Source organism: Bacillus sp. FSL W8-0183, assembly GCF_038006825.1.
Lineage (GTDB): Bacteria > Bacillota > Bacilli > Bacillales > Bacillaceae > Bacillus > Bacillus altitudinis.
This window is the reverse complement of the sequence record NZ_JBBOVY010000001.1, coordinates 1,131,856-1,155,625: the sequence shown is the minus strand read 5'-3', so window position 1 is coordinate 1,155,625 and position 23,770 is coordinate 1,131,856. Positions and strand designations below refer to the sequence as shown.

The 23,770-nt window shown below is 36.6% G+C and carries 36 protein-coding genes; 6 read left to right on the top strand and 30 right to left on the bottom strand.

Going from position 1 to position 23,770, the window contains the following annotated elements; translation table 11 throughout:
- Positions 1 to 3: 3 nt before the first annotated feature.
- The 27 genes from NSQ64_RS06040 to NSQ64_RS05910 form a co-directional block, all read right to left on the bottom strand.
- Complete coding sequence (locus NSQ64_RS06040) at positions 4 to 258, bottom strand: hypothetical protein (RefSeq protein WP_283924302.1); 255 nt, start codon at positions 256 to 258, stop codon at positions 4 to 6.
- A gap of 11 nt (positions 259 to 269) precedes the next feature.
- The gene (locus NSQ64_RS06035; protein ID WP_341015563.1) at positions 270 to 1,265 is read right to left on the bottom strand and encodes a conjugal transfer protein; all 996 of its coding nucleotides are present in this window, start codon (positions 1,263 to 1,265) and stop codon (positions 270 to 272) included.
- 488 nt (positions 1,266 to 1,753) lie between these two features.
- The gene (locus NSQ64_RS06030) at positions 1,754 to 1,912 is read right to left on the bottom strand and encodes a hypothetical protein (protein WP_157840133.1); all 159 of its coding nucleotides are present in this window, start codon (positions 1,910 to 1,912) and stop codon (positions 1,754 to 1,756) included.
- A 21-nt stretch (positions 1,913 to 1,933) separates the two neighbouring features.
- Complete coding sequence (locus tag NSQ64_RS06025; protein ID WP_341015561.1) at positions 1,934 to 2,080, bottom strand: hypothetical protein; 147 nt, start codon at positions 2,078 to 2,080, stop codon at positions 1,934 to 1,936.
- Positions 2,081 to 2,093: 13 nt separating this feature from the next.
- The gene (locus NSQ64_RS06020; RefSeq protein WP_341015559.1) at positions 2,094 to 2,453 is read right to left on the bottom strand and encodes a hypothetical protein; all 360 of its coding nucleotides are present in this window, start codon (positions 2,451 to 2,453) and stop codon (positions 2,094 to 2,096) included.
- A 3-nt stretch (positions 2,454 to 2,456) separates the two neighbouring features.
- Positions 2,457 to 3,206 (bottom strand): hypothetical protein, encoded by a 750-nt coding sequence (locus NSQ64_RS06015; RefSeq protein WP_341015557.1) that lies wholly within the window; start codon positions 3,204 to 3,206, stop codon positions 2,457 to 2,459.
- Positions 3,207 to 3,225: 19 nt separating this feature from the next.
- On the bottom strand, positions 3,226 to 4,038 hold the full coding sequence (locus tag NSQ64_RS06010; protein ID WP_341015554.1) for a hypothetical protein: 813 nt from the start codon (positions 4,036 to 4,038) through the stop codon (positions 3,226 to 3,228).
- On the bottom strand, positions 4,025 to 5,254 hold the full coding sequence (locus NSQ64_RS06005) for a CpaF/VirB11 family protein (RefSeq protein ID WP_341015553.1): 1,230 nt from the start codon (positions 5,252 to 5,254) through the stop codon (positions 4,025 to 4,027). The genes NSQ64_RS06010 and NSQ64_RS06005 overlap by 14 nt, the downstream gene beginning before the upstream one ends.
- On the bottom strand, positions 5,251 to 5,643 hold the full coding sequence (locus tag NSQ64_RS06000) for a hypothetical protein (RefSeq protein WP_341015551.1): 393 nt from the start codon (positions 5,641 to 5,643) through the stop codon (positions 5,251 to 5,253). The genes NSQ64_RS06005 and NSQ64_RS06000 overlap by 4 nt, the downstream gene beginning before the upstream one ends.
- 30 nt (positions 5,644 to 5,673) lie before the next feature.
- On the bottom strand, positions 5,674 to 5,952 hold the full coding sequence (locus NSQ64_RS05995; protein WP_341015549.1) for a hypothetical protein: 279 nt from the start codon (positions 5,950 to 5,952) through the stop codon (positions 5,674 to 5,676).
- An 18-nt stretch (positions 5,953 to 5,970) separates the two neighbouring features.
- A complete protein-coding gene (locus tag NSQ64_RS05990; RefSeq protein ID WP_268425075.1) occupies positions 5,971 to 6,252 on the bottom strand; it encodes a hypothetical protein in 282 nt (93 codons plus the stop codon).
- A gap of 22 nt (positions 6,253 to 6,274) precedes the next feature.
- On the bottom strand, positions 6,275 to 6,553 hold the full coding sequence (locus NSQ64_RS05985) for a hypothetical protein (RefSeq protein ID WP_283924291.1): 279 nt from the start codon (positions 6,551 to 6,553) through the stop codon (positions 6,275 to 6,277).
- Positions 6,554 to 6,631: 78 nt separating this feature from the next.
- Positions 6,632 to 6,901: a hypothetical protein gene (locus NSQ64_RS05980; RefSeq protein WP_283924290.1), complete on the bottom strand. Its 270-nt coding sequence runs from the start codon at positions 6,899 to 6,901 to the stop codon at positions 6,632 to 6,634.
- 235 nt (positions 6,902 to 7,136) lie between these two features.
- Positions 7,137 to 7,325 (bottom strand): hypothetical protein, encoded by a 189-nt coding sequence (locus NSQ64_RS05975; protein ID WP_073980122.1) that lies wholly within the window; start codon positions 7,323 to 7,325, stop codon positions 7,137 to 7,139.
- A gap of 41 nt (positions 7,326 to 7,366) precedes the next feature.
- A complete protein-coding gene (locus tag NSQ64_RS05970) occupies positions 7,367 to 9,913 on the bottom strand; it encodes a thioester domain-containing protein (RefSeq protein WP_445684638.1) in 2,547 nt (848 codons plus the stop codon).
- Positions 9,914 to 9,968: 55 nt separating this feature from the next.
- Complete coding sequence (locus NSQ64_RS05965; RefSeq protein ID WP_341015542.1) at positions 9,969 to 10,646, bottom strand: hypothetical protein; 678 nt, start codon at positions 10,644 to 10,646, stop codon at positions 9,969 to 9,971.
- A gap of 42 nt (positions 10,647 to 10,688) precedes the next feature.
- Positions 10,689 to 11,003 carry a hypothetical protein gene (locus NSQ64_RS05960; RefSeq protein ID WP_283924287.1) on the bottom strand — a complete coding sequence of 105 codons (315 nt, stop codon included), beginning with the start codon at positions 11,001 to 11,003 and terminating at the stop codon, positions 10,689 to 10,691.
- Between the two features lie 6 nt (positions 11,004 to 11,009).
- Positions 11,010 to 11,363: a hypothetical protein gene (locus NSQ64_RS05955; RefSeq protein ID WP_106067402.1), complete on the bottom strand. Its 354-nt coding sequence runs from the start codon at positions 11,361 to 11,363 to the stop codon at positions 11,010 to 11,012.
- On the bottom strand, positions 11,360 to 11,491 hold the full coding sequence (locus NSQ64_RS05950) for a hypothetical protein (RefSeq protein WP_341015540.1): 132 nt from the start codon (positions 11,489 to 11,491) through the stop codon (positions 11,360 to 11,362). Before NSQ64_RS05950 ends, NSQ64_RS05955 begins: the two co-directional genes overlap by 4 nt.
- A 16-nt stretch (positions 11,492 to 11,507) precedes the next feature.
- The gene (locus NSQ64_RS05945) at positions 11,508 to 11,765 is read right to left on the bottom strand and encodes a DUF3850 domain-containing protein (RefSeq protein ID WP_223251396.1); all 258 of its coding nucleotides are present in this window, start codon (positions 11,763 to 11,765) and stop codon (positions 11,508 to 11,510) included.
- A 258-nt stretch (positions 11,766 to 12,023) separates the two neighbouring features.
- Positions 12,024 to 13,076: a replication initiation factor domain-containing protein gene (locus NSQ64_RS05940; RefSeq protein ID WP_283924285.1), complete on the bottom strand. Its 1,053-nt coding sequence runs from the start codon at positions 13,074 to 13,076 to the stop codon at positions 12,024 to 12,026.
- Positions 13,077 to 13,085: 9 nt separating this feature from the next.
- Positions 13,086 to 14,501: an FtsK/SpoIIIE domain-containing protein gene (locus NSQ64_RS05935; RefSeq protein WP_341015534.1), complete on the bottom strand. Its 1,416-nt coding sequence runs from the start codon at positions 14,499 to 14,501 to the stop codon at positions 13,086 to 13,088.
- Between the two features lie 15 nt (positions 14,502 to 14,516).
- Positions 14,517 to 14,900 carry a DUF961 family protein gene (locus NSQ64_RS05930; RefSeq protein ID WP_341015533.1) on the bottom strand — a complete coding sequence of 128 codons (384 nt, stop codon included), beginning with the start codon at positions 14,898 to 14,900 and terminating at the stop codon, positions 14,517 to 14,519.
- Positions 14,901 to 14,935: 35 nt separating this feature from the next.
- On the bottom strand, positions 14,936 to 15,139 hold the full coding sequence (locus NSQ64_RS05925; protein WP_341015531.1) for a hypothetical protein: 204 nt from the start codon (positions 15,137 to 15,139) through the stop codon (positions 14,936 to 14,938).
- Between the two features lie 333 nt (positions 15,140 to 15,472).
- Positions 15,473 to 15,757: a hypothetical protein gene (locus tag NSQ64_RS05920; protein ID WP_065097530.1), complete on the bottom strand. Its 285-nt coding sequence runs from the start codon at positions 15,755 to 15,757 to the stop codon at positions 15,473 to 15,475.
- Positions 15,758 to 15,813: 56 nt separating this feature from the next.
- A complete protein-coding gene (locus tag NSQ64_RS05915; RefSeq protein ID WP_283924283.1) occupies positions 15,814 to 16,056 on the bottom strand; it encodes a hypothetical protein in 243 nt (80 codons plus the stop codon).
- Positions 16,056 to 16,247, bottom strand: a complete 192-nt coding sequence (locus tag NSQ64_RS05910) for an ICEBs1 excisionase (protein WP_341015528.1) — start codon at positions 16,245 to 16,247, stop codon at positions 16,056 to 16,058. Before NSQ64_RS05910 ends, NSQ64_RS05915 begins: the two co-directional genes overlap by 1 nt.
- A 164-nt stretch (positions 16,248 to 16,411) precedes the next feature.
- On the opposite strand from NSQ64_RS05910, the gene NSQ64_RS05905 reads away from it, so the two are divergent.
- The 4 genes from NSQ64_RS05905 (at position 16,412) to NSQ64_RS05890 (ending at position 20,008) form a co-directional block, all read left to right on the top strand.
- Entirely contained in the window at positions 16,412 to 16,783 is a 372-nt protein-coding gene (locus tag NSQ64_RS05905) for a helix-turn-helix domain-containing protein (RefSeq protein WP_073979209.1), read from the top strand.
- Positions 16,783 to 17,295, top strand: a complete 513-nt coding sequence (locus NSQ64_RS05900) for an ImmA/IrrE family metallo-endopeptidase (protein WP_283924281.1) — start codon at positions 16,783 to 16,785, stop codon at positions 17,293 to 17,295. The genes NSQ64_RS05905 and NSQ64_RS05900 overlap by 1 nt, the downstream gene beginning before the upstream one ends.
- A gap of 15 nt (positions 17,296 to 17,310) precedes the next feature.
- Entirely contained in the window at positions 17,311 to 18,441 is a 1,131-nt protein-coding gene (locus tag NSQ64_RS05895) for a tyrosine-type recombinase/integrase (protein ID WP_341015525.1), read from the top strand.
- Positions 18,442 to 18,865: 424 nt separating this feature from the next.
- Positions 18,866 to 20,008 carry an AbrB family transcriptional regulator gene (locus NSQ64_RS05890; protein WP_007499137.1) on the top strand — a complete coding sequence of 381 codons (1,143 nt, stop codon included), beginning with the start codon at positions 18,866 to 18,868 and terminating at the stop codon, positions 20,006 to 20,008.
- Positions 20,009 to 20,247: 239 nt separating this feature from the next.
- Here the strand turns inward: NSQ64_RS05890 and lepB are convergent, their stop codons facing one another.
- Together lepB and NSQ64_RS05880 are read right to left on the bottom strand one after the other, a co-directional pair.
- Complete coding sequence (gene lepB / locus NSQ64_RS05885) at positions 20,248 to 20,760, bottom strand: signal peptidase I (RefSeq protein WP_007499139.1); 513 nt, start codon at positions 20,758 to 20,760, stop codon at positions 20,248 to 20,250.
- Positions 20,760 to 21,377, bottom strand: coding sequence for a TVP38/TMEM64 family protein (locus NSQ64_RS05880; RefSeq protein WP_017366969.1), 618 nt, complete (start codon positions 21,375 to 21,377; stop codon positions 20,760 to 20,762). Before NSQ64_RS05880 ends, lepB begins: the two co-directional genes overlap by 1 nt.
- Positions 21,378 to 21,535: 158 nt before the next feature.
- On the opposite strand from NSQ64_RS05880, the gene NSQ64_RS05875 reads away from it, so the two are divergent.
- Both NSQ64_RS05875 and NSQ64_RS05870 read left to right on the top strand, forming a co-directional pair.
- Positions 21,536 to 21,898 (top strand): hypothetical protein, encoded by a 363-nt coding sequence (locus tag NSQ64_RS05875; protein WP_017360224.1) that lies wholly within the window; start codon positions 21,536 to 21,538, stop codon positions 21,896 to 21,898.
- Positions 21,899 to 21,983: 85 nt separating this feature from the next.
- Positions 21,984 to 22,418, top strand: a complete 435-nt coding sequence (locus NSQ64_RS05870; RefSeq protein WP_060780949.1) for a hypothetical protein — start codon at positions 21,984 to 21,986, stop codon at positions 22,416 to 22,418.
- 232 nt (positions 22,419 to 22,650) lie between these two features.
- Here the strand turns inward: NSQ64_RS05870 and NSQ64_RS05865 are convergent, their stop codons facing one another.
- Positions 22,651 to 23,607, bottom strand: coding sequence for an LCP family protein (locus NSQ64_RS05865; RefSeq protein ID WP_007499147.1), 957 nt, complete (start codon positions 23,605 to 23,607; stop codon positions 22,651 to 22,653).
- Between the last annotated feature and the right edge of the window lie 163 nt (positions 23,608 to 23,770).

Genomic DNA, 23,770 nt, shown 5'->3' with positions numbered 1-23,770 from the left:
CTCTTACATCGTTTTAAGTATCGCACTAACCCATCCTGTGACAGTAGACCAGTTTTGAACGCAAAATACACCAGCACTTGTAATGATTATTGCACCAACCACTTTACCAATACTTAATTTCGCAAGATTTTTCAGAATTAAGTACATAGCTATAATCGCTATAGCCTGTACAACAACTTGCTTCCACCAACTATGCACACCACCAATTGTTGGTAAGTCTGCTTTTGCTCCTAACACAAGGAAATCTAAGAATTCCATAAATATCACTCCTATTGATGTTTTAGTTGTTTTACATAATACTGACCACTGTTTTTTGTAACGAACAAAGTAAAACGTTCTTTTACCGGTATGCTTGTTTCTTTTTCTTTGAAGATGACAACAGAAGATATTTCAAAGCCATCATCATTCTTGTAAATACTGAAGTTTTCGACATCACCAAATACCAGATGACCGTTTAAAGTCTCTGGTGTTTTCATGACATACGACATGTCATCTTTTGATTCTTCCGCATATTTTCGGAAGAATGTATTTAGAAACTCTTTTATGGCTGCTGACTGATCGCCGTCATATTCTTCACGTTCCTCTGATGAACTAGCAATATCACCTTTAAGATCATACATTTCTGAAAGATAAGGCGTACCACTCACAGCAAATTTGTCCCCTTTATGTTTCACAGGAATATTTAACAATGCTTGTTTCGCTACCTTATGTTCTTTCTTTTTGACCTTTACAACATTCTCGTAATTCACCTTATATTGAAAAAGTGAACCTCCATCCCCTTTTTTAACATTGTAGAGGACATAATCATTCAAAACTCGATCCCCCTGTGAACCCGATGTATCAAACCATGTTTCTTGATCTGTCTCATCATCCACAACAAGATATTTCATCAAGGTATTTTGACGTTTTTCAGTAGCAGCCCTGTCATTTTTCACATTGATATACTGCTCAATGAATCCAGATAAGAAGCGTTCTCCTGCCACAATAGAAACTTCCTCTTTCTGCTTACTGTTTTGTTCTTGTTGTCTCGCAAGATCGTTCAAAGCTGACCTATTGCTAACAGACAGTAAAACCGCCAAGAAAGCAAAAAAGACAAGCGTTCCAATCATTGACCATATTCCAACAGTAATCATTTTTGAACGATCTTTTGGAATTGATTTAGGTTTCTTTTCTGGCTTTTTAACAGCTTTCAACTTCTTCTTAAAAGCTGAAAGCATTGGATTGTTTTCGGTAGCCATCTTACTGTCATTCTTTTTCTTTTTCATTTTCCTCCTCCTTTGTATTGATTGACCACTTTAGCAAACGGATGCAGCAGTAAAGAGCTAGTAATATCAAGGCAAACCCCAAAGAATTAACAGAAAAGTGACGTATAACAATAGATTCATGAGTAAACAATCTATATAGAGAAAAACCAGATGCAATAAGTATTATGAAAAACAATAAAGCAATTAAAAAATACCTAGCAATGCTGGCGATCCACTTAGAAAAAGTCATTATACATCACCTTCCTTTCAAGATTTTTTACTACTTAGTGCTTGAAGTATCATAAGACCTAGACACGTTAAATATAGTATTTTCAAAAATTGTATCCAGGCCAAAACTGTAGAAGCCATTCCATATAGATAGATCAATAGAACGCCAATAACAACGCAAGAACAAGCAACTCCACCAAGAAAAAACAGTTTTAGCATAACTAAAGAACCTCACTTTCAAAAAAGAGCAAGCCCCGAAAGACTTGCTCATGCATCATTTATTATTTTTTTGCGAGTCCTTTAATACTCGTTTGAATAAAGTCCATAAGCCATGGAACAAAATCCGTCAATCCTGCAAGAAGTGCCATTCCTACTGCTCCTGCAATTACTGCTGCTAATGTTCCCCATGAAAAACGATCCACATTCTCTGGTACTGCCATAATTATCATTCTCCTTTGTTTTTAGTGCATGTCTCCTGTGACATGCTCGATAAAGTTTTCAATATCACGCATTAAATTTGGGTAATCATCTTTCAATCCCATTATTGTTAAACCCAAAACTATGAATAAAACCGCCATAATACCTAATCTAAATATGTTCTGTTCCAATCTACCTCCCTCCTTATCTAACCAAAGACAAAGCCCCTCCTCTTGCTGTAATCTCTTGTTTATGTCCACCAATCAAAAATTGATAAGTAGTTTTAACACTATAAGTAATTTCAGTTCCATAAGGGTGCTTTTGGTTCAAAGAACTGCTTTCAATTTGAAAACTGCCCCCATACGAATTTTCATTCTTTTTCGTAATCGCTTGAAACGCATCTTTGGTCAATCCTCCTCTTCTCTCAATCTGGTAATTTGCATACTGCTTAAAGTCATTTATTTGATTTAACCTAATGCAATAGTTCGCCACATCCGCAACTAGAACAAGGCAGAAACAAAAAATATAAACCTTAAACAGCGTCATTACTGATCCTTCAACCATTTTTTATCCCCCACCTCCATTAATAAACTGGATGGATTTCACACCATCTATCAATAGAGTTATAAAAAATGAGATCATCACAATCATGACTGGCATTGCAACTTTAGTCGGGAAAGTACCAAATTTCCGCAATTTATATTCAACAATGTCATCAACTGTCATGAATAATTGTTCATTCGTCATCTTTCCTAATTCATAGATAATGCTGTCATCCTTTGAATTTTGCTGATACTCATACAAAGTGAGCATGAATAACCTTGCACTATCACCACCACTTGTATCATTCGCAAAATCTATAAAGGGCTGCACGTCATTAGGCTTTTCATGCATTGAAATTAATAGCATTCTCAATGCATCTTTCAAAAGACCCTCATCAAGCCTTGATGACAGACGTTCAAATGCTTGATAAACAGTAGACATGTTTTCCAGCAAGTAAATGTAGACTTCCCTAGAGAACTTGAAAAAGACTAGCTCTCTCTGGAATTTTTCTACCTCGTACCAACCCTTGATTTTCCTGTAGTCCATATGGTAAATGAAGCAGGCTAGTGCCAATGCTACAACTGCTATAACTGGCTTAAAAACAATCAATGGTAACGAAGCCAAAAAAATTGAAACAGCTTTAAATAATCTCTTCTTTTGAAATCCTTCAAAGCTCAATTCTGGATTCAAATAGAGCAACATTTCACGCAAGTTACTTTCCCCGATTTTTTCCCAAAAAGAAAAGACCGTCTTTTGTTTGACCGTCTGTTTCACCTTCTCATTTTTCATGTTTTTAGATTCTCACCTCCGTTACAGCATCATCAAAATACCTTTGATTAAACTGATGATAGACATAGAAAATGATAGACAAGTAAACCGTATTTGCTATCATCCCCACTAAGGCATGTGCGTAAATATCAACGTATTTCTTTAGGGTAAATGACAGCATAATGCCTACAATAAACCCTATTGAATAGAAAATCATTGTTCTAAAATCTTTCTTATGTTGCTGCTTATCTTCAATAAATCTTTGCTGTTTCAACAAAACTTTATTGTGATAATCTTTTGTATCTTTGAGCGTCAAAATGGATGTGCGCCCCTCAACAAACATGATTCCTAGCTGCTCTATATATTGATCGAATTGCACATCATTTTTATATGCATTCCTCAAACTTTTAAAAGCCTTCACGATCTCCTTTTCATCTGAATCAACTAAAGTTATTTGAAGATCAATGAGCTTTTGTTTCAATTCACCTTCTGCATATTGAGCACATGCAGAAAAAGCCTCTATCAATGGCATGTCATCATTTGTCAATAACTGGGTCATATTATTTAAGAACCTGTTTCTTTCTAGAAAAGCTGCCATTTCATAATCATTTTTAACTTTTCTTCGCAACTGATAAAACCAACCATACGAACCACCAACCAATCCTGCAAGAATCGCCATCCACCAATAATGAAAAAGTAAATAAGTTAATCCTGCAAAACAGACAAATGGAATCAAAATGAATTTTGCATATTCTCTTTTTTGTAATGGCTGACCAAATGCTATAGACATGGCACGTATTTCTTCTAAACTATAGAGCTTCTTTTTACGAAATTTCATGTACCCCCCACCCATCTATAATTTTGCTTTGAAGCTGAATATCCACACGTTTTTCCATCATTCGTTTCATGAAAATGCTACTTACCTTGCATGGAACATATTCAAACCCTTCATTGGTAAGATCACAACGAAAAACCGTCAAGACTTCACCATTCGGCAAAAACTCCACGATCTCTTTCAAATATCTTTTCATACGCCCTTCTTCATCTTCAATCTTTTCAATATGAATACCAAAATTAAGATAACGGAAAATATCATCTTTCATAGATGTTTCGTCAATGTCGTAACCCATTTTCATCATATTAATAAGTCGTGATGGTATCGCTCGAGCGTTGACAGCATGCAATGTTGTAATCAATCTGTGACCCGTTAAAATCCCTTGCATCATTTCATATGCTTCTCGACCTCGTGTCTCTGAAACAACCTGCCAAGCAGGGTTATTTCTTAAACCTGCTTTCACCAACATTTCAATGCTTATCGAAGGATTAGTAATCCATGATTTAATGTCCTTGTCAGGAAAAAGAATTTTCGCATGGCTCTCGGGAGTATCTTCGATCATAACAATATGATCTTTGTACTCAACAAACGATAACAGAAGTTTTTGCAGCTCGGTTTTCCCTGTTCCAGTCTCACCAGCGATTGTGATATTAGATTTAGAAGCCACCATCGCTTTCAATAAATCGAAAATATAATCTGGAGCAAATAATTTAAAATTCTCTTGGTGCAAAGCTAATTTTGGTCTTACAACCCGAAGCGCCATTGTTGTGCCATATTGGGCAATATCCTTATGGACCGCATTCAGACGCAAATTAGAAAACGCAGCATCCAAAATAGGATTTTTTCGGGTGAATTCTTTGCGACAGGCATTAGCGAATTTTTGAATGATCTTGATAATGTATGATTCTTCGATTTCTCCATAACGGAATTTCCCTTGATTCGTAATGACGTCAAGATGTGTACCGTTATACGAAATGTCTGTTACGCCCTCATACTCATCAATGATCTTTTCAATGACCCCTAAGCCAACGACTTCCGCCATGACAAATTTTAATTCTTCATTACTCAAATGAGGAAAGTCTTTCTTGACCACCTCATTCACTTTTCCCCTTGCTTCAAGATCGACAAAGGCTTTTAATAATTCCGAAGGATGATTTAGTTTTAAATGTTTTCGTACATCCTCCAGTAGCTTCTTTTGTTCCTCAATTTCAGTAATCATTTACGATCTCCTTTCGGTTTATCGACAACCAGTGTAGTTCGATATTCTTTGTTTTTTTGATCGGTTAATATAATCTTTACAGCTTTCATTTTTCCTTCTACATCTTTTAGGTACTTATATTTGAAAGATGTTTTTCCAAGTTTCACGTTGTTTTTCTCATTAAAAGAACTTTCGAAATTCAATTCGAAAGCTCTCTGTGACAATTCAACTTTTCCTTCTTCAATTCTAATGCTGTTATCTACGTTTCTAAGGCTCGCTATACGTGCCGATTCATTCATTGTAGCGATTATGCTATGCTGCCTATAATCAGCAACATAATAGTACGTGGTCGCACCCACAATAAATAGGATAACCGACACCATCAAAAGAATTAAGGGTACACCCTTCAAATCCCCTCCCTCCTTTCAAGAAATAGTTTTTCAACCTTCTAATTTTTCTAACCAAAGGCAATCAAAGCGACACACTGGTAAAGCAGCTATAGGTGTTTCTTCTTCTTCACTCGGACCACCAATTGTAAAGAAGACTCGCAAAATATAGGAGTCTTCTCCTTCCTCCAAATTGCCCTCAACCTCAAATGATTCAGCTCCACCTGCAACATTCTCACGTAAAGCTCTTAAAAAAGAGCCACTAGGTGATTGAGAACCAACCCTTTGCAGCTCTTTTTGGAAAGTAGATATGTTTTCAAAAACAAATGACATTTTGTTATTCCCCTTTCTTTAGTTTTGCAACTCAAAGCCAGTATATAGGACGTCAATATATGTTTCTCCGTCTCTTGTTTCTGGAAGCAGCACCTCAAAATCCACTTCCAAAATATACTCTTTTCCATCCATTTCAATTTTCTTTTGAACGGAAAGTGTTCCAAATAATTCTTCAACCCTTGTAGACCTCATTCGATCTGTCGCTTCTAACCAGATGCTTTCCCATGCAATTCTAGCCTTTTTTTCAATTTCTGATAGAGCTTGTGCAAATTGCAAACCATTAGCAAAATGTAAAATCATTGTTTTTCCCTCCTTTTAAAAATTATTTTTGGACTTCATGACCAGAATAGATGACACCAACATACATTTCTTCGCCTCTATCTTCTGGAGGCTTAACTTGGAAATCTACTTTCAGATTACTTTCTTTACCTTCCAACATAATTTTCTTATGCACCGTAATGCTTTCTTCAATGATTCTAGAGAACATTATTTGTTGACCAACTTCCAGCCAGACACTTTCAGTTATATTACCTGCTTTCTTTTCAATCTCTGCAAAATCTTCATCAAAGTGCGTAGGGTTTTCCAATAACACATTTAACATTCTTATTCCTCCTTTTTTTAGAAACAAAAAAGGACAGTCTTTTGACTATCCTTTAACCTAACTTTTATAAAAACCTGTTTATTGAACATTAAAAAGTGTTCTGCAATCATCAACGAGTTTCTCCATAAAAGGCGTATCTAATATTTTAAATTCATTGGTTAATTCCATAATTGCAAATGGCTTTTCAATATTTTGGGGATACTCTTTCTTTAAGAAATCGTTGGTGTCTTCCAAAGAAGCAGCATTAAGAGTAAAAACACGTTCATCAAGCACAATTAGAAAAAGCCTCATTGGGTCAGGATATTTCCCTCCAGTAGAAGCACCAAAATCAATAGGTCCAATTGCCATTACAATAACTCCTCCTTTCTTGAGCCTTGCCTAATCCCATCAACGGAAGCCCGTTGGATCGCAAATATCAATCCCCCTATTCCCCCGATTCTTCGGGGGACTCCCTCGCCGGTAGGCAGCTCAAAAGGTATGATGACCTTTTGAGACATTAAAAGGGTATTGGGGGCGCTGATTGTTTCAACTCCTTATCCTCACTTCGTTCCGGTACCGTTGACACAAGCAATACTCGCATCACTTAACTGTATCTTTTCTCCACCTTCAGATATAAAAAGTTCTTTTGAGAATGAGACATCTCTTCCACAGCACACTTTATTTGATCATCACTGGGATAGCTACCGAATGCACCAATCTCTTTCGTGCTAACTCCATCCTCACATCCGAAAAAACCAACAATAACAAAATATATTTCTATTTCCTTTTTCATATCTTCATCTCTCCTTAATTGATACTGATACAGATGCAAAATTAATTAGACATGACCCAATCTAAGTCCTTTTTAGTCCATCCTTCTGGTAATCCATTAGGGAATGGATCACTAGCATAAACAGGTTTCAGCAACACTTCATCTTGATCTATGGTTTTACTGTCCATGTGAGCATACATGGACGCATAAAGCTCCAATTGTTCGGTGACTTCTGTCTTTATTAAATTGACACCCATTGGTTTTGACTTGATTTTCGTTTCGTAATTCCCCAAGTCTGACCAAATTGGCGTGTAAAATTTTCGCCCTCCGTCAATCAATTCATAAGAAATTCTTTTGTCTTTATCATTCACCTGTTGATCGCTGAACAGGTTGCCTGTGTGTCGCTCAACGTTTATATGCGGAAGCTCATACACAAGGTCATAGACTGACGTTTCTCCCTGTTTTTTGTTAGTCACTTTCGTTTGTTCCATAGTAATCATCGAGTTATCGCCGCTTTTTTTATACGACAAATAACTATCGACTAAACGTGTGGGAACTTCAAAGTCAAATGATGGCTTAATGCTGCTGCCAATTTCATTTTCATAATGAAGATCAATTTCACGTTTCGTTCCATAGCCCGTTTTCTTCTTTTCAATTTTCGCTAATGGGAAAGTAAGTGTTTCATAATAAACCTTTCCTGCTGATGGCGTTTTTTCAGTCATCACAACGCCTTTGTATGAAAATTCTTTTTGCTTTTCAGAAGTTGCCTTGATCGTTTTTTCACTCGCTACATATCCATCCGTACTTAATTCGGATGCAGCAGCATCAATTTTAAAATCGTTTTTGTTGAAGTCTGTAAACTTCACAGTGTAGAGATTTTTAACAGCAGCCTTCAAACCGTCAGATGGTATTGTCATTTCTATTTTCTTAGGCAGCTCTTTCGCCGAATATGTTTTAGAAACGATTTTCTTATCCTTCAAGTACAGGCCTACTGTGATTTTCTTTTCTTCAAAATCTTTTAAAGTGGTCTTATAATTCATTTCTTTAGACAGATGAACTTTCACAGGTAAGCCCTTTGTGGATTTCGCTGTGTAGATTTGCAACTTATCAAATGACAGCTTTGCCAATGGCTTATCATAATGATAATTGATGACAATATTCTTGCCGCCAATCGTTCCACTTTCTTTGTCTCCATCAGTTCTTATATAACGATACTTGTATTCTCCACTTTTGATAGAAGGGGGCTTTTCTGAATACTTTTCTCCACGCACCTTTTTGTATTTCTTACTTTCCTTAATTTTTTCACCTGTACGGTTGTCATAATAATTAACCGTCACAGATCGCTCCAAATTATAGTAAAACTTGATCGTCACATCTTTGTTGCCTAATGTGCCTGTTTTCTTTTTCAGATCAACAGGGATAAATTTTTCTTTTCCTTTGGTGATAGACGCTTTAGGCGCAAATGAATACGAGGAACCTATGTTTCTTGTATAACTTTCCTTTTCCAAAACCTCTCCAGAGTATTTATCAATGTGCTGCACATTGATTTTCTTCTGGCGCACTTCAAATTTGGCGGTAAAAGACGTCTTATCATCTGGGTCTCTATATACATCCATCATTCCCAAAACTTGTGTATTTCCACCCACAGGCTTTGTAATCAAAGGTTGATACCTTTCTCTCTTACTGCCATAAAGGTCACCAGTAGAATAATTCAATCCAACCCCCATACCAGCTTCTAATCGTATCCGTTCGTTTCCATGAACAATCATTTTTCCACCAGTAATCTTTTTACCTGTACTTTCATTGATAATTGTCACATTGCTTGGAACTTTTATGTTTACACTATTTGATTTATGCGATTTAAACGTTGTGGATTCTGTCACTTGTTTGTTTCCTTTTACAGAAACAGCAAGTTTTCTTTTGGAGAAAGTCGTTCTATTATCAGGCACTTCTCCATTAATCACTTTATCCCACAGTTCATCATATTTCTTTAAATTCTTACCACTGCCGCCATTTGAATAAATTCGGTCTAAGACTAAAGAGGTAACAACTATACCTAAATCTTCCTCACTGCTTTTAAAGATGTTCTCTTGACCACCCCATCCATAATAAAGCGCCCTTTGCACCTTTTCATTATTATATGGAACCGATTCATCATATTTTGCCCCAGTCCCAGGCGTAGGTTTAGAGTGCTGAAAACAAAAAGCAATCTTACCATCAACCTTAAATTTTCCAACAACCGAACCACCATAATTGATCTTACCTAAATACGTTATTTTTGGTGGTGCTGCATCCACCTTTTTTAATGAAATCACATCAAAGGCTAATGAAAGCAATCCTTTCTTCTTTTTCTCAATCTCATTTTTTGTTAGAAGAGTTTGACCAATATCACCATCATTTAATAATTTATCGAATTTTGCTTTTTCATAATCGCCACTAACTTTCATATAAAGCGATTGACCACCCATGACTAGAAAACCTTCTTCATTTATAGATAACGATCCTAGCGTTTGGTTACTTTCTATTGGTCTGTCATCCCTTTGAATAGTAAAAAGTAGAGAGAAAAGAGTAAGTGATAAAAATATCAACAGAGTCTTTTTCAATAACACTAACAACCCCTTCTTTTCAAAAAGAAAAGGATATTCCGAAGAATACCCTTAACTTTTATTTATTCAATTCATCCCAAGGAACATCCAAATCTTTTTCACTGTAAGTATGTTTGTCATATGAATAAGTACTTTCTCCACTTCCAGCATGATTTTCAATCTTTCCTTGTCCTGTTTTCTTTCCGTTACTTGTAGAATTATTTGCAGGCGTTTTTTTAGGAACAGCAGTTGATTTTTTAGGCGCACTTGATTTACTTTGGTGATTAGAACCGCCATTACTTACATATTTCTTTGGCTGATTACTTTTTGAAGGACTAGAAGAACCTGTTGTATTTCTATAAATCTTCGGTTGTTCTTTCTTCACTACTGGAGCTTTACTAACGCTACTATTGTTATTTTTTTTCGGTTCACTGGCAGCAACAATTCTTTCTTTTTGTTGTGGCTGCTGCTGATCACTAACGACCTGTTTTTGCTGCTTTTCGACTTTCTTTACCTTTTTAGGCTTTTCTTTCTTAACTTCTTTTACTTCCTTCTTCTTTACCTTTTCTTTTTTCGTTTCTTTTGTTTTCTTTGTTTCAGCCTCTGTTTCTTTTACAACAGTAGCTGTTTTTGGTTGCTCTTTATCTTGTGTCTCCTGCTTCGCTTCATTTTTAGCATTAGCAGAGAACCCCCAAATAGTTCCACCAACTAATACGCCCGCCAACCCTAGACTAATTACAACTTTTTTCGCTTTCATAGTCTCCCCAACCTTTCTCTTTTCGTTTTATTCTTAATACAATTATACCATTTTTTGTGCTTTTTTTACATCAAAATTTTGTGTTTTTTCCAAATAATTGATGTAATTTACTACCTTGCTATATACTTGCCGAACACTGCTTTTATCAAGAAATATCTTGGTACTGGTCATTCGTCCGTCATCCATAAATTTCGTTTTGTAAAATGAATAACGATATTCTGAATAGCCTTTTATTCGCTCTCCCTCAACCACTAAAAACCATTCTCTACTTATCTGCCTTACATAAACCTTAGAAGGAACACCTATCATAAAACCCAAATTAAATAGTCTATGATCTAACCCTTTCCATTGGCTCATGATGGATCACCTATTCCACCAGTCAACAACAAAAGCAATAGCATTGTGCAATAGCACAAAATTCAACAAAAACAAGCAACCGATATAGAAATAAGATTGTTCTAAATCACACATCTTTTTAACAATCCTTTTAAGCAAACTATCTTTTTTTATCACATCACCTATATGCACAAAAATTATAGAAAATGGGCCGAACACAAAAATAATTAGTGCTATGAAATTCAGAAATTCGTTTTCTAGAACAAACATAAAACTCGCAAAAAACGCAACTCCAAAATATAAACTCGCCAAAAATGAAAGAAGTGGAACTAATATTGAAAAGCAAATATAAGCGAATTTTTGATACCCTTCATACTTCATACGGCTTCATCCTTCTCAACAGAAAGATCAATGTCCCTTGTTAATACTAAAACAGCCTCAGCAATGTTTTTATAGTTAGGCTCATTGGACTCAATAACAAGAATTTTTGTGTTTAATTTACTCGCCAAAGTCATCCCCCCATACTTACACAGCTTCATCCAATCGAAGCCTTTTAAAATTCAAAACAACATAGTCATCCTGCTGCTGATAATCCGTAATGAAGCTAATTCTGCCTAATACGCACCTTCCTGTATAATCCCCATCTTTATACTCACGTAACTGAATCAAATCCCCCACTTTAAAGTCCCTATCATTTTTTCGTATTTCAAAGCATTTGTGACCTGTTTTACAAGCCCAAAAGTATTGAGGTAGTATTTTTAATTCATGAAATCCTTCCTTCAAGAAAATCTCCCCTTTCTTATCCAAACAAAAAAGGACAGTCTTTTGACTATCCTTTAAGAACTCATCCCCCTATTCCCCCGATTCTTCGGGGGACTCCCTCGCCGGTAGGCAGCTCAAAAGGTGTGATGACCTTTTGAGACATTAAAAGGGTTTGGGGGCGCTGATTGTTTCAACTCCTTAATGCTCCCTACGGTGCGCTTACCGTTGACACAAGCAATATTCGCATCACCTGTGTTTATTAGCAGCAAGCACCTAAAATCAAACCACCATTTCATGAATTGGCGTTAAGAATGTTTCTAACATTTTTTCATGTTTTTCTTGCAATTCCGCATTGATGATCATGTCTGATAAATCATTTTGCCCTAAGGCTCTATCAGCTTCAAGAATCATCTTCATCGTTGGCGCACAGCTATTTTTCAACCAATTACGGGACTTCTGGTAAAAGTCAGTTTGCGGCTTTGTATACAACCTCAATTTCTTTACATCACCAATAAATTCTAGCCAAAATGGACTTGTTTCTCTCATTCTTTTTTCTTCTGGACCATCTTCTTCTACAAAACGAACATAGTTGTTTATGATAGCCATGCCGATACTGGTCAAATTTCTATCTTTAATTAGTTCACAGACAGCAGAATGAGCACGTTCATTTTTCAACCTTATTTCATACCTGTTCCAATCTTCCATCTCTTCATACGGAATGTTATATTTTTCAGCCTGTTCAAAATTCTTCTCGTAAAAACAAAGGTATGCGTCTGATTTTTTAGAACCGAAATATAAAGTTGTACCTCCTAGACGACCGTCACCAATATCAAACGAGCCATTATAATCAGATTTTCTAAATCTCGAAACGCACAGCCCTTTTTGTGCTTTATCCAGAAGAGAAGGTATTGAGAAATATGTTCGTTTGTCATCAATTGCTATATCTAATCTTGTAAAGCTCCCTTTCTCGTTTAAACAATCTTGAAAGAAATCGAACCATGTTTTCTTTCGACATTCGAGAAAAGATTCAAATTGTCTACAGCCCTTACCGGAAAATTCAATCAGTGTTCCCCTTTCATCATCTGGAGCACTGTACATGACTTTGATCATATCCATTTCCCATGTTCCAACATATCCGTAAAAGCCTTTCGGCTTCTCTGTCATAAAATCTTTATGGATATGTAAAATATTTTGAATGATATGATCTACATCATGAGTCTTAAAACTAACTCTTACATAGTCGACCATTGATGTTAAATTTTCTTCATCTTTTTCATTCTTGCGTACTACCCCCCTGTTAGCGTGGGGGGGTTTTACTTGCCCCTCGGTCATTCGCTTCGCTCACTCCTCCGTCGTCACTTGGGCGCTTTCGCTGCCGCTTGCGGCTGTCGCCGCCTGCGCGCCCTGCGTTCCTTCCTTAGCAAGTCGGATTTCTTCTAGGAAATCATAGCCACTAGGTATTAAAGGACTGTAAAATTCCATAATATTTCCCGATCCTGCATAGGCGTATCCTCTACCTTTAATATCCTTTTCAACGAATTTTTTATCAGTGTCACCAAACAACATACCGTAGCCTGTTTCACTCATTTTCCCCAACGAGACCCTAAAATTAAACTGATCTCGTATTCCGTCAGCAAAATACTTTGCATCTGGACGTTGCGCTCCTGCAACGAGAAAAAAGCCCATCTGTCTGCCGAGCATGATAATTTGCTTAATATCTTGCATTGCTGTTTCACGTTCCTTGAAATCGAGCATATCCATAAACGCCACGTACTCATCAAATATGATAAAAACAGGTTTATAGCCCAAATAGGCATAGTTCTCCCCTGTCCTATAATTCGGATGACTCTTCATCTCATTCATCCTATTCATCATATCTTCAACTGATTTACGCAGCGTCATCATGATGCCATTTTTTCGTGAAAATACTTTCCCCTTCAATATTCCCTCCAAGTCTGCCAAATCTGCATTCTTGGGATCTAGTATGCGTACATCCGATCCAAACGCAACAAAGGACTTTATCAAAGTGAGTATAAAATACGTTTTACCTCCACCTGTACCACCAGAGATCAGCATGTGCGGCAACTTATCAAATGTCCAATCAATATGCTTCATAAGCTTCATAGAGCCTTTATTTACAACAGCGTCATCAATGGATATACGATTTTTACCAGCATCATACAATAACTTATAATTGAAAAATCCATCCTCTAATTCCGTTTCAACCAAATCACAAAACAAGCCGTTCTCAAATTCTTTACCCAGTTCCATAAATCGAGACTGGAACCTGCTCATATCCATAGCAATCTTAATAATGATATGACCATCCTTAACCCTATAATAAAATCTAGGGAAATATGTGATTTTTTGAACCATTCTATCGGTTATACGGCTCTTCACGCTTTTACTATCATAAAATTTGTTTGACAGAATCATTCGTGCAATTTTTTGACGATGATAAATTTTCTTTAATTTTGAATACTTACGGAATATGTAGCGCCAACCAAATAAAATAGCTGCTGGAACTACAATTGACACAGTTAAACTTGTAATGATCAAAGGAATATTAAAGGTAAAGTTTTGAAATGTATCTTCAACACCTTTTTCGTATAACATCCAAAGATGGTCTTTCCAAAAAAGAGTCATCAGCAACAAAAAAACAGGTACACTTATTAATGCACCTGTCTTCACCACGTTATTTTTATGTCTAGGACGAATCTTTGTCCCTTTATACTTCCATAGCTTAGAAATGGTCATCCACCCCTAACACTATTACTTTTTATCATTTGTTACTGGGGCTGCTGGTGTTACTTTTGTAGAATTAGTATTAGAGCCTTTGATTCGAATATCTTCGGCAAGAATAGTCCAAACGAGAGTACCAAACCGACCACCATTGTCCACCCTTGCTTCAATAATAGGGTTTACCAGTTCTACATCTTGCATAAAGTCATATTCCTTTAATTCAACATTAGAAGGTAAGACCACTTCAACGGGACCACCTTGGCAACTAGCAGCAAGATTATAAGTTCTGCTTTCTAATTCATCAGTTCTTTTTTGATTGACTTGATCATAAACAAATTTTTCACGTTTAAATCCTAAGAATTTGCAATCTCCAAAAGTTTCTGCAATATTAGGTACAATAAATTTCAATTCCATTATAAATCTCCTCTTTCACGTGTTCATCACGATTTTTATTTTTCAATAATTTTAACTAACTTCGATCCTGTATAGCCGCCTTCTTTAAAATATAGGCGAACTCCAGCCCTGCCCTTGCTAATTATTCGGTCTACAGTAAGAGTTTTCGCAATCACAGAACCCGCACAACTAATTTCATTTACCTGTGTTCCAATTGAACCTTTTTTACCTTCTGAATCTCTAAAGTATTGGATGGTCATTTCATAACCTCCAGATCTTATATTTTAAAAAAGAATCGCTCCGACTCTGAATCTGTCCTCATGGCGCTTATCAGTCGCTCACAACATATCCAGTCATGGCAACCTAGTAGACCATTTATGATCATCAAGCTGCTTACAGCTATTTCGCACGCTTCTTCTAGCCTGCTTCGGCATTATTAAACATGATTGCCGTTAATCGTCAAATACTCACGCATGACATTTCAAACAAGAAGCCTTATAATAAAAGTGTCTATGTTTTATCTAAGGCGTTCTTGATGAATATCAAGGCGCTTTTTTTGTCTGTATGTATTTTTCAAAGAACTTCATTCCTTTTTAAAGAGATACTCCACCCACATATGGGCCATTTAAAAGAATAACTTTTGGTTTAGCACCAAATATGACTGGTGATTCATCAACAAGAGGTGTCCTAAAATATTGCATTGGCTTCCCCTCTGAATCATAAAACGTTTGTCTAAACCATTGATCAAATTCCTCATATTCTTTGTGCAGCGACTCATCAATCTTTTTTTGAATTACTGCTGCTAGAGCAAATGTAATTGGTTCTTTTTCATTTTCAAACCTTTTTAAGGATTGATTGAAAAATTCTAAAAGGCTCAATTACTTCACAACCTCTCTTTTCTCTCACGCTTTATAGTGGTGTAAACTCACACTATTCATTTAGCGAGCAGAGAAGAAATTTCTTTCATCCCGACATTATAATGTTTCTTGATTCGTCGAAATGATATCCCTTTTAGTAACAAATTTTCAACTACTTCTCGTTTCAATGGCTGTGATAAATAATGGTCTATGTACACATAATTTAATGCCATCTTCATTCTTGCTGACCAGTTGCCTTCTAAAGTTTTTGCAAGTAACACAGCCTTTTTCATTATGTCTTTTGTTTGAGAATATTCCATTAGCTTGTCACCTTTTCTCTACTATCTGAATAAAGGTAACTTTTTTCAAAATAACTTTTGTCTACTCTCCCTCTAACAACTTGATACCCCTGTTTTGTTAACTGTGCATTTAATTTTCTAATGACTTCATATGCAGTTGCTTGTTTAACATTCAAGATTTTTTGAACGTCTTTGCAGTTTAAAAAACTCATCATATCCCCCTTCAAAATATGCGTATAATCATTTCTTAACTCTATAATAAATGAGTATACGCATTAAGTCAACATAAAAAATGCATATTACGCATAAAAAACTGATGTTTATTGTTTATTTTATTACTATATGTAATATTATAAGAAAAAAAGAGGTCGAAAATATGAGTTTTGGTTATAAATTAAAAACTTTAAGAAAATCAAAAAAACTTACCCAAAAAGAACTTGCACATCTTTTATATTTAAGTCAAAGTTCTATTGCTCGCTTCGAGAATGAAGAGATACTTCCAACAAGTGACACATTAAATAAAATTGCTAACTTCTTTGATGTTTCCACTGACTATTTATTGGATCGTCCCAGTAAAGAAAGAAATAATTTAGAAAAGGCTATTAATGAAGCCATTGAAGAATTAAAAGAAGAAAAAACACTTATGTTCCTCAAAAATGGTGACATTGATGAGGAAACAGCCAATCTAATAAAAAAAGCTTTAAAAAATGGTATCGAGTATGCCGAGGCTATGAAAAAGAAAGAGTGATGACGATTTATACAGACAAAAGAATTAAACACAAAGCACAGCACTTATTAAAAGAACATAATGGCAACGACATTTATAAAATCTGTCAAACTTTAAATATACCAATTCTCAAAAACGACTTAGGTACTGTAAGAGGTTGTTTACAGTATCATGAAAATACCGACACCTATCTCATACACATAAACTCTAATTATGAATGGGAAAAATTCGGAGTAGCTCACGAATTAGGACACTATTTTTTGCACAGAGATTTAAACTCTTTCAAATTACAAAATTGTTCAATTGAGTTAGAAAAAAAATTAGAAGACCAAGCAAACATCTTCGCTGCTGAACTTTTATTACCCGATAACTTGATAAACACATTTACTAACCATCTTAATAAGTGGAGAATACAACAAATTGCCTTTCTCAATGACCTACCAGAATTTATTGTGGAACAAAAGGCTGCTCAACTTCGGATGTTTAACCCAACTCCTCAAAACTTTCAGAACGTTGGAAAAATAATTGTATAGAAAGGAGTTTAAGATATGCCTATAAAAAAAATGTCTAATGGAAAATATAAAGTCGATATAAGTGTAGGATTCGATCCCATAACTGGAGCAAGACGAAGAAAAACTAAAATTGCCAGCACTAAAAATGAAGCCGAAGAAATTTATTACCGCATTAAAAATAAGTACCGAAATGGTGAATTAGATTATGGAAAGAATACAAAATTCAAATATTTATTAGCTCTATACTTTAATCATATGGAACAACATTTAAAAGAAGTTACTATACACAATAGAACACTTTCGATTAATAAACATATCGCTCCATTCTTCAAAAATTCTCTTGTAAATAAAATCACGTACACAGAAATAACAAATTTCAGACAACACTTAATAAATCAAAATTTAAAGGTATCAACGATAAATCAACTTATGGTGATCTTACATAACATTTTTTCAACAGGAGTAAAAGAAGGGCTTGTTAAAAAGAACCCTTGCGCTGATGTAAAGAATCTCAGAGACACTTCTAATAAAATAATCATCTGGACTCCAGAAGAATTCAAATTGTTTATAAATTCTCTGACTCCAAAGCAAGAATATTACAAGACACTATATACATTTGCATATTTGACAGGGACAAGAATTGGAGAAGCTCAAGCAGTAACCTGGGAAGATTTAGATACAATAGAAGGAATAATAACCATCAACAAAACCTATCACAGACTTAACAAAAAAGATATCGTTACTACACCTAAAACACCAAATTCGATAAGAGCAATTAGCATAAACGAAAAACTAACTAATATGTTATTAAAATTAAAGACCAAGCAAAAAAATAGATACGATGAATTAGGTTTAATCCAAACACCACAGACTCCAATCTTTGAAAAAGATGGGAAAATCCCCAGCACTCATTATATCAATCAACTCATCAAAGACACATGCCACAAGATAAACAAATCAATGAGTCAATCTTTAAAAGTAATTAAATTTCATGGTTTTAGGCATTCACATGTTTCACTACTAATACATCAAGGTGAAGAAATACTATTGATTTCCGAACGCTTAGGACACAAATCAGTAACCTTCACTTTAGATACCTATGGACATCTCTTCCCTAGCAGACAAAAGCAGCTTTCAAAGAAATTAGATTCTTTGTCGTTCCTTTAGAAATGAGTACAGCTCATTTCTTTTTTCTTTATTGAGAACAAAAAAATGGAGTATTGTACTCCACAAATACTCCATAACTAATAAAATACATATAATTTAATGCATTTTTACATAATTAACATAACTGAAATAAGCATTTCTATCAATAAAGTCTTAATTAACAATAAGCATTGTAGTGTAATTGAAAATGATAGTCAACAGATAACAAAAATAGGGGAAAATCGTTGTATATTGTATTTGTTTTTGGCGAAAATTATATGTCATTTATATCAAAAAAATCTCTTTTCTAACAGAGTTAACCATAAGATAATCTTATGAAAATACTAAAAAAATTCGTATTTTATTTATAGATACTTTTGTATTATAGTGAAGATAACAACATTTCACTTACTGAACAAATATACAGGAAGAAGGTTTATACGTGATGAAGCAAGGAAACAGCCTTCGAACCGATCTCATTTTGATTGCGGTAAGCGGTTTAGGTGGATTCCTTTTGTCTCTAACAGGGATGTCTATCGGCTGGATGATTGGCACATTAATGACAGCTGCATTTATTGCCCTGCGCCGTCCCGCCCTGTTTCAGCGTAAAGGAAAGAATACCTTACGTATTCACAGCAGATGGCTACTCCTTGGTCAATTCATTCTCGGAATCGAACTAGGACAAAAAATGAACATGAAAGTCCTTCACATTTTCGCTGAAAATTGGCTTCCCGTGAGTTTCATGCTCGTTTTTTCTATTTTATTAGCCATGCTCTCCGGGTTTGTCTTATGGAAGCTGAGTAAAACAGATATGCTGACCAGCTTTGTCGGCACTGCCCCCGGCGGTCTTTCCGCTATGCCGGGCATCGCCCAAGAGGTTGGAGCAAATACAGCTGTAGTGAGTCTTGTACAAACGATACGCGTGTTAATGGTCGTACTGACCATTCCTTTTACGGTATTTTATTTAAATACAAAAAGCCAATCAGATGTGGTAGTCGCCCAAGGCAGCGCCTTCTCATCAGGCGTTTTCACCATATCAAACATTTCTTGGACTGCTGCACTCATTTTAGGGGCATGGCTGATGTCACGCCTAGCCGTGCGTCTTCACTTTCCCGCCCCATGGCTGATCGGCAGTATGTTAGGTGTGGCGGCTCTCCAAGTAGGGGCAGGCGCCTTGACAGGTCATGATTTGATTCCTTACTGGCCAGCCCAAGCGAACATTGCGTCACAGGTATTTCTAGGGGCAACCATCGGGTCAAAAATGAATAAACAAATGTTTGTCGGGCTAAAAAATACCTTGATTGTGGCCGTCGTCAGCTCAGCCGGATTGATTGCTGCGACCGTTCTCAGTTCAATTGCCATCGCAGAAATAACAGGTATTTCTGTCATTACGGCCATTCTTGCTTTTTCGCCTGGCGGTATTGCAGAAATGGCCACAACAGCTGTGACACTTCATGAGGATTCCACATTTGTTGTGGCTGTACAAGTCGTTAGAATTATTTTGGTCATCGCCATGCTGCCACCGTTTTTTCGTTTCTTACATCATGTCTGGGCAAAAAGACAGACTGATTATAAAGCCGCTAAATAAAAAGAGCCGCTTTGCATAAGCAGAGCGGCTTTCAGATGGTCTGACAACGGGCTAAAATGATGTTGATTTTAGCCCGTTGTCTTCTTTTCAGCGTGATAGAAAACCTTTGCAGTCTAGGAAGGTCGAGCACCAGAGCGGAGCGAATTTGACATTCGTGAGCACTGGAGCGCAGACATGACAACGAATGCGAGGGTTTGTCTACACGCTGAGCCGCTTTGCATAAGCAGAGCGGCTCTTTTTTATTCATCATGATTCCTTTTTACACCGACTACTTGATCCTTTGAGATCGTTCCAAAATGCCGGCTGTCAAAGCTATGTATTCGATTATCTCCGATCACGAAGTAATGATTGTTTTGTATGTTCTGACGACCGGTGATGGCTTTCAGCTGAAAATCACCTGTTAGGACGTTGCCCATTTTATGTTTTTTCTGCTCTTTTAAATACGGCTCTTTCCATTTTACACCATCAACAAACAGTTGATCATCTTCATATTTGATTGTTTCTCCTGGAAGTCCAATGACCCGTTTGATCAAGATTTGATTTTTAGGGCCATGAAATAACACATAGTCAAACCGGCTAATTTTCGTGAGTTTTGGCGAGAACTTGTTAATTAATAATTCTGTTCCATCTGTAAATGTCGGGTCCATACTAACCCCTTCTACTTTGTACGTGACAAACATGAAATTCTTTACTTGGAACAACAAGACGATGCATGTAATAATCATGAACCATAGCAATGGCTTCTTTTTCATTAAGAGCCTCCTTTGTCCTCACGCTGACTCATCCGAATATTCAACCTATTTTCTACTCTCTTTCCAACATACCATAATAAAGCAATGACTAGAACCGCAAAAACACTTCTTAACGGATTCTTTACTAAAGCTGAAATGTCATAGCCGATAAAACTAATAATAAAGAGCATGACACACTTCCCTGATAAAGCGGCTAATGAGAACTGCCAGACGCTGATTCTTGATAGACCTGCTACGACATTGACGGCAGCAGAAGGTGTAAAAGGAAAGCAGAGTAAAATAAATAATGGACCAAATCCCCGCTTTTCAACCCAAAGCATTAGCTTTTGAATAGAAGGGTGTCTGCTAATAAAATTCAGCATCCTCATCTGTCCAAATTTTCTGATCAGTAAAAAGACAAGGATAGACCCTGCACTTGCACCAATCCAGGTCAATAAAAAGCCTTCCCATAGCCCAAAAGCATTAGCATTGGCCACCGCAAATGCCACGAGAGGTAAAAACGGTAGAAATGCTTCTATTAAAGGGAGTAATATAGCCACAATGGGTCCAAAAGCCTTGTAGCTTTCAAAAAATGATGTGATATTTTCATGAGTAAATATAGAAAGAAATAATGGCAACTTGTTTGACTCCTTCAAGGTTTGTCTATCTTTCATTTTACATGGAAAACATAAAAATATACAAATGAATCCCTCTCAGCCCCCCTTGAGATTTTTTAAGTCATCCGATATAATAAATAAGAACAAACGTTCTATATATAAAGAAAGCAGGCATGGACATGACGAGATTATCAAGCGTACAGCTTCAGATGATGGAACAGGCCATCTTTCTTCCAATGGTCATCTCCATCCTCAATCGTGATTTGACGTACCTTAAAAAACATCAAACATTCAAACTAAATGAACCATATATTCAGCTAGTCACCTCTTCATTAAAAGAAGCACAAAAAGCCCTTTATCAACTGAAACAACAGTTACGTAAAGAAAAAATGAACGTACAGCAAATTGAACACGATGAAGGATTTACGACATATTTATTTCTGATAAATGGCTATGAAGAAAAGCATAAATATTTTAATCCCCGTATACGTCATCGTGTAGAGGAAATGCTCACCCACTATTTCCTCCATTCAGGAAAATAATATGGTTATATTTTACATTTATAGAAGGAACTCTTCAGTTTTTGGCGAATTGATTGTTATACCAAAAATTAGGAGGTTCCAACTCATGTTCAAAAAAATAACAGCACTCACCTTAGCAGCAGGATTACTTGTGCCAAGCACAGTGTCAGCATTAGAACCACTGCAAACAGGAAAACAAGCCCCAGCAACATCTGCACAAATAACAAGTGTAGCCTATACAACGGTTTCTATCGTTGGAAAACGAGTGAAGTTTGAAGTGAAAGCACTCGAAAATCCTTTCAACATGAATTACTATAATCGAATTGCTTGGACGAGTACGGACGAAGAACCAAGTGTATTCAATGACAATATTCTATCGGTCATTGTCGCTAAAAAAACCGGACAGGCTTATCAAGTCTTTTCATACGAAGCACTCACTTCGGTAAAGGACAAGATTGAATCAGGTCAAAAGGTGTATGGCTGGGCGCTTGCTTTAAATGGTGTGTGGTACCCAACGATGCCTGCAACCCTCTATTATTAAAAAAAGCCTGCCACAGCGGCAGGCTCCAGATTGTTGACAAAGGGCTAAAATGAACTTTATTTTAGCCCTTTGTCTTCTTTTCAGCGTGATAGAAAACCTTTGCAGTCTAGAAAGGACGAGTACTGGCGCGGAGCGAATTTCACATTCGTGAGCACCAGCACGCAGGACTGACAAAGAATGCGAGGGTTTGTCTACACGCTGAAGCCTGCCACAGCGGCAGGCTCTTTCTCCATTATGACAATTCGAGCTGTTTTCTAAGCTCTTGTCTCACTTCTTCTAATCCTGGTCCATCTAACTCAAAGTAATACACATTCCCAGGCTGGTAATCGTGCCCTTTTAACTGAATGGTATCCACTGATTTTAATGAACTCAGTAAAGGGAATAGACCGATCAACTGCTTCATGGATAAATTGGTGGAGACGTTATCCCCAAGTGTATCAATGATGTTGTCATAAGACGGTATGGAAGAAATGGATTTGGATTTTTCAAAGATGGCTTGAAGTGCTTCCATTTGGCGCTTTCCGCGCATGAGATCACTATCTGCCTTTCTCGTTCTCACAAACGCTAATGCTTCTTCACCACTGAGCGTATGCGTGCCTGTTTCCACATGAACTTTTCCTTTTGAATCCTTTTCCATTTGTTTTGCAATGCCTTCATCTTCAATCGTTACGTCAATTCCATTTAGCTCATCGACAATGTCTTGAAACGCCTTAAAGTTTCCTGCAATCACATAGTCTACCGGGATGTTTAACAAATTCTCTACCGTTTTGACTGATAAATCTGCACTCCCAAACGCATGGGCGTGAGCAATTTTATCATATCCTCTCCCCGGTATATCAACGTAAGAATCACGAGGAATACTTAGGAGCTTGATCGTTTTGTCTGTTCGATTCACCGTCGCCAGTAAGACCGCATCACTTCTTGCTTCGTCTACCGTTTCACCTGGACGGCTGTCAATCCCTAAGAGCAGCACCGAAAAGCTATCCTTTCCTGGATCAAAAGCTTTCACACGCTTTTGCGAGGTCTCTCCTCTTTCTAAAGATACTTGCGCTTTATTCGACGCTTTTGAAATTTTATAGTATGCGTATCCTGTGACAGATACTGCCATGATCATGACAAATGCCATGATAAACAGCACGACTTTCACCCAAGGTCTTAGCCTTCTTTTTGATCTTGTTTTCTCCTTCATCCTTTCCGAACCCTCACTCTATCTTAGTCTCACAATGTAGGTTCCACTATAACATATTTTGATGAAAGTTTCCTGCATGCAACATATTTTTATGTATCCACAATAAAAAAGCTGCTCAAAATGAGCAGCTTCAGATTGCTGACAAAGGGCTAAAATGAACTTG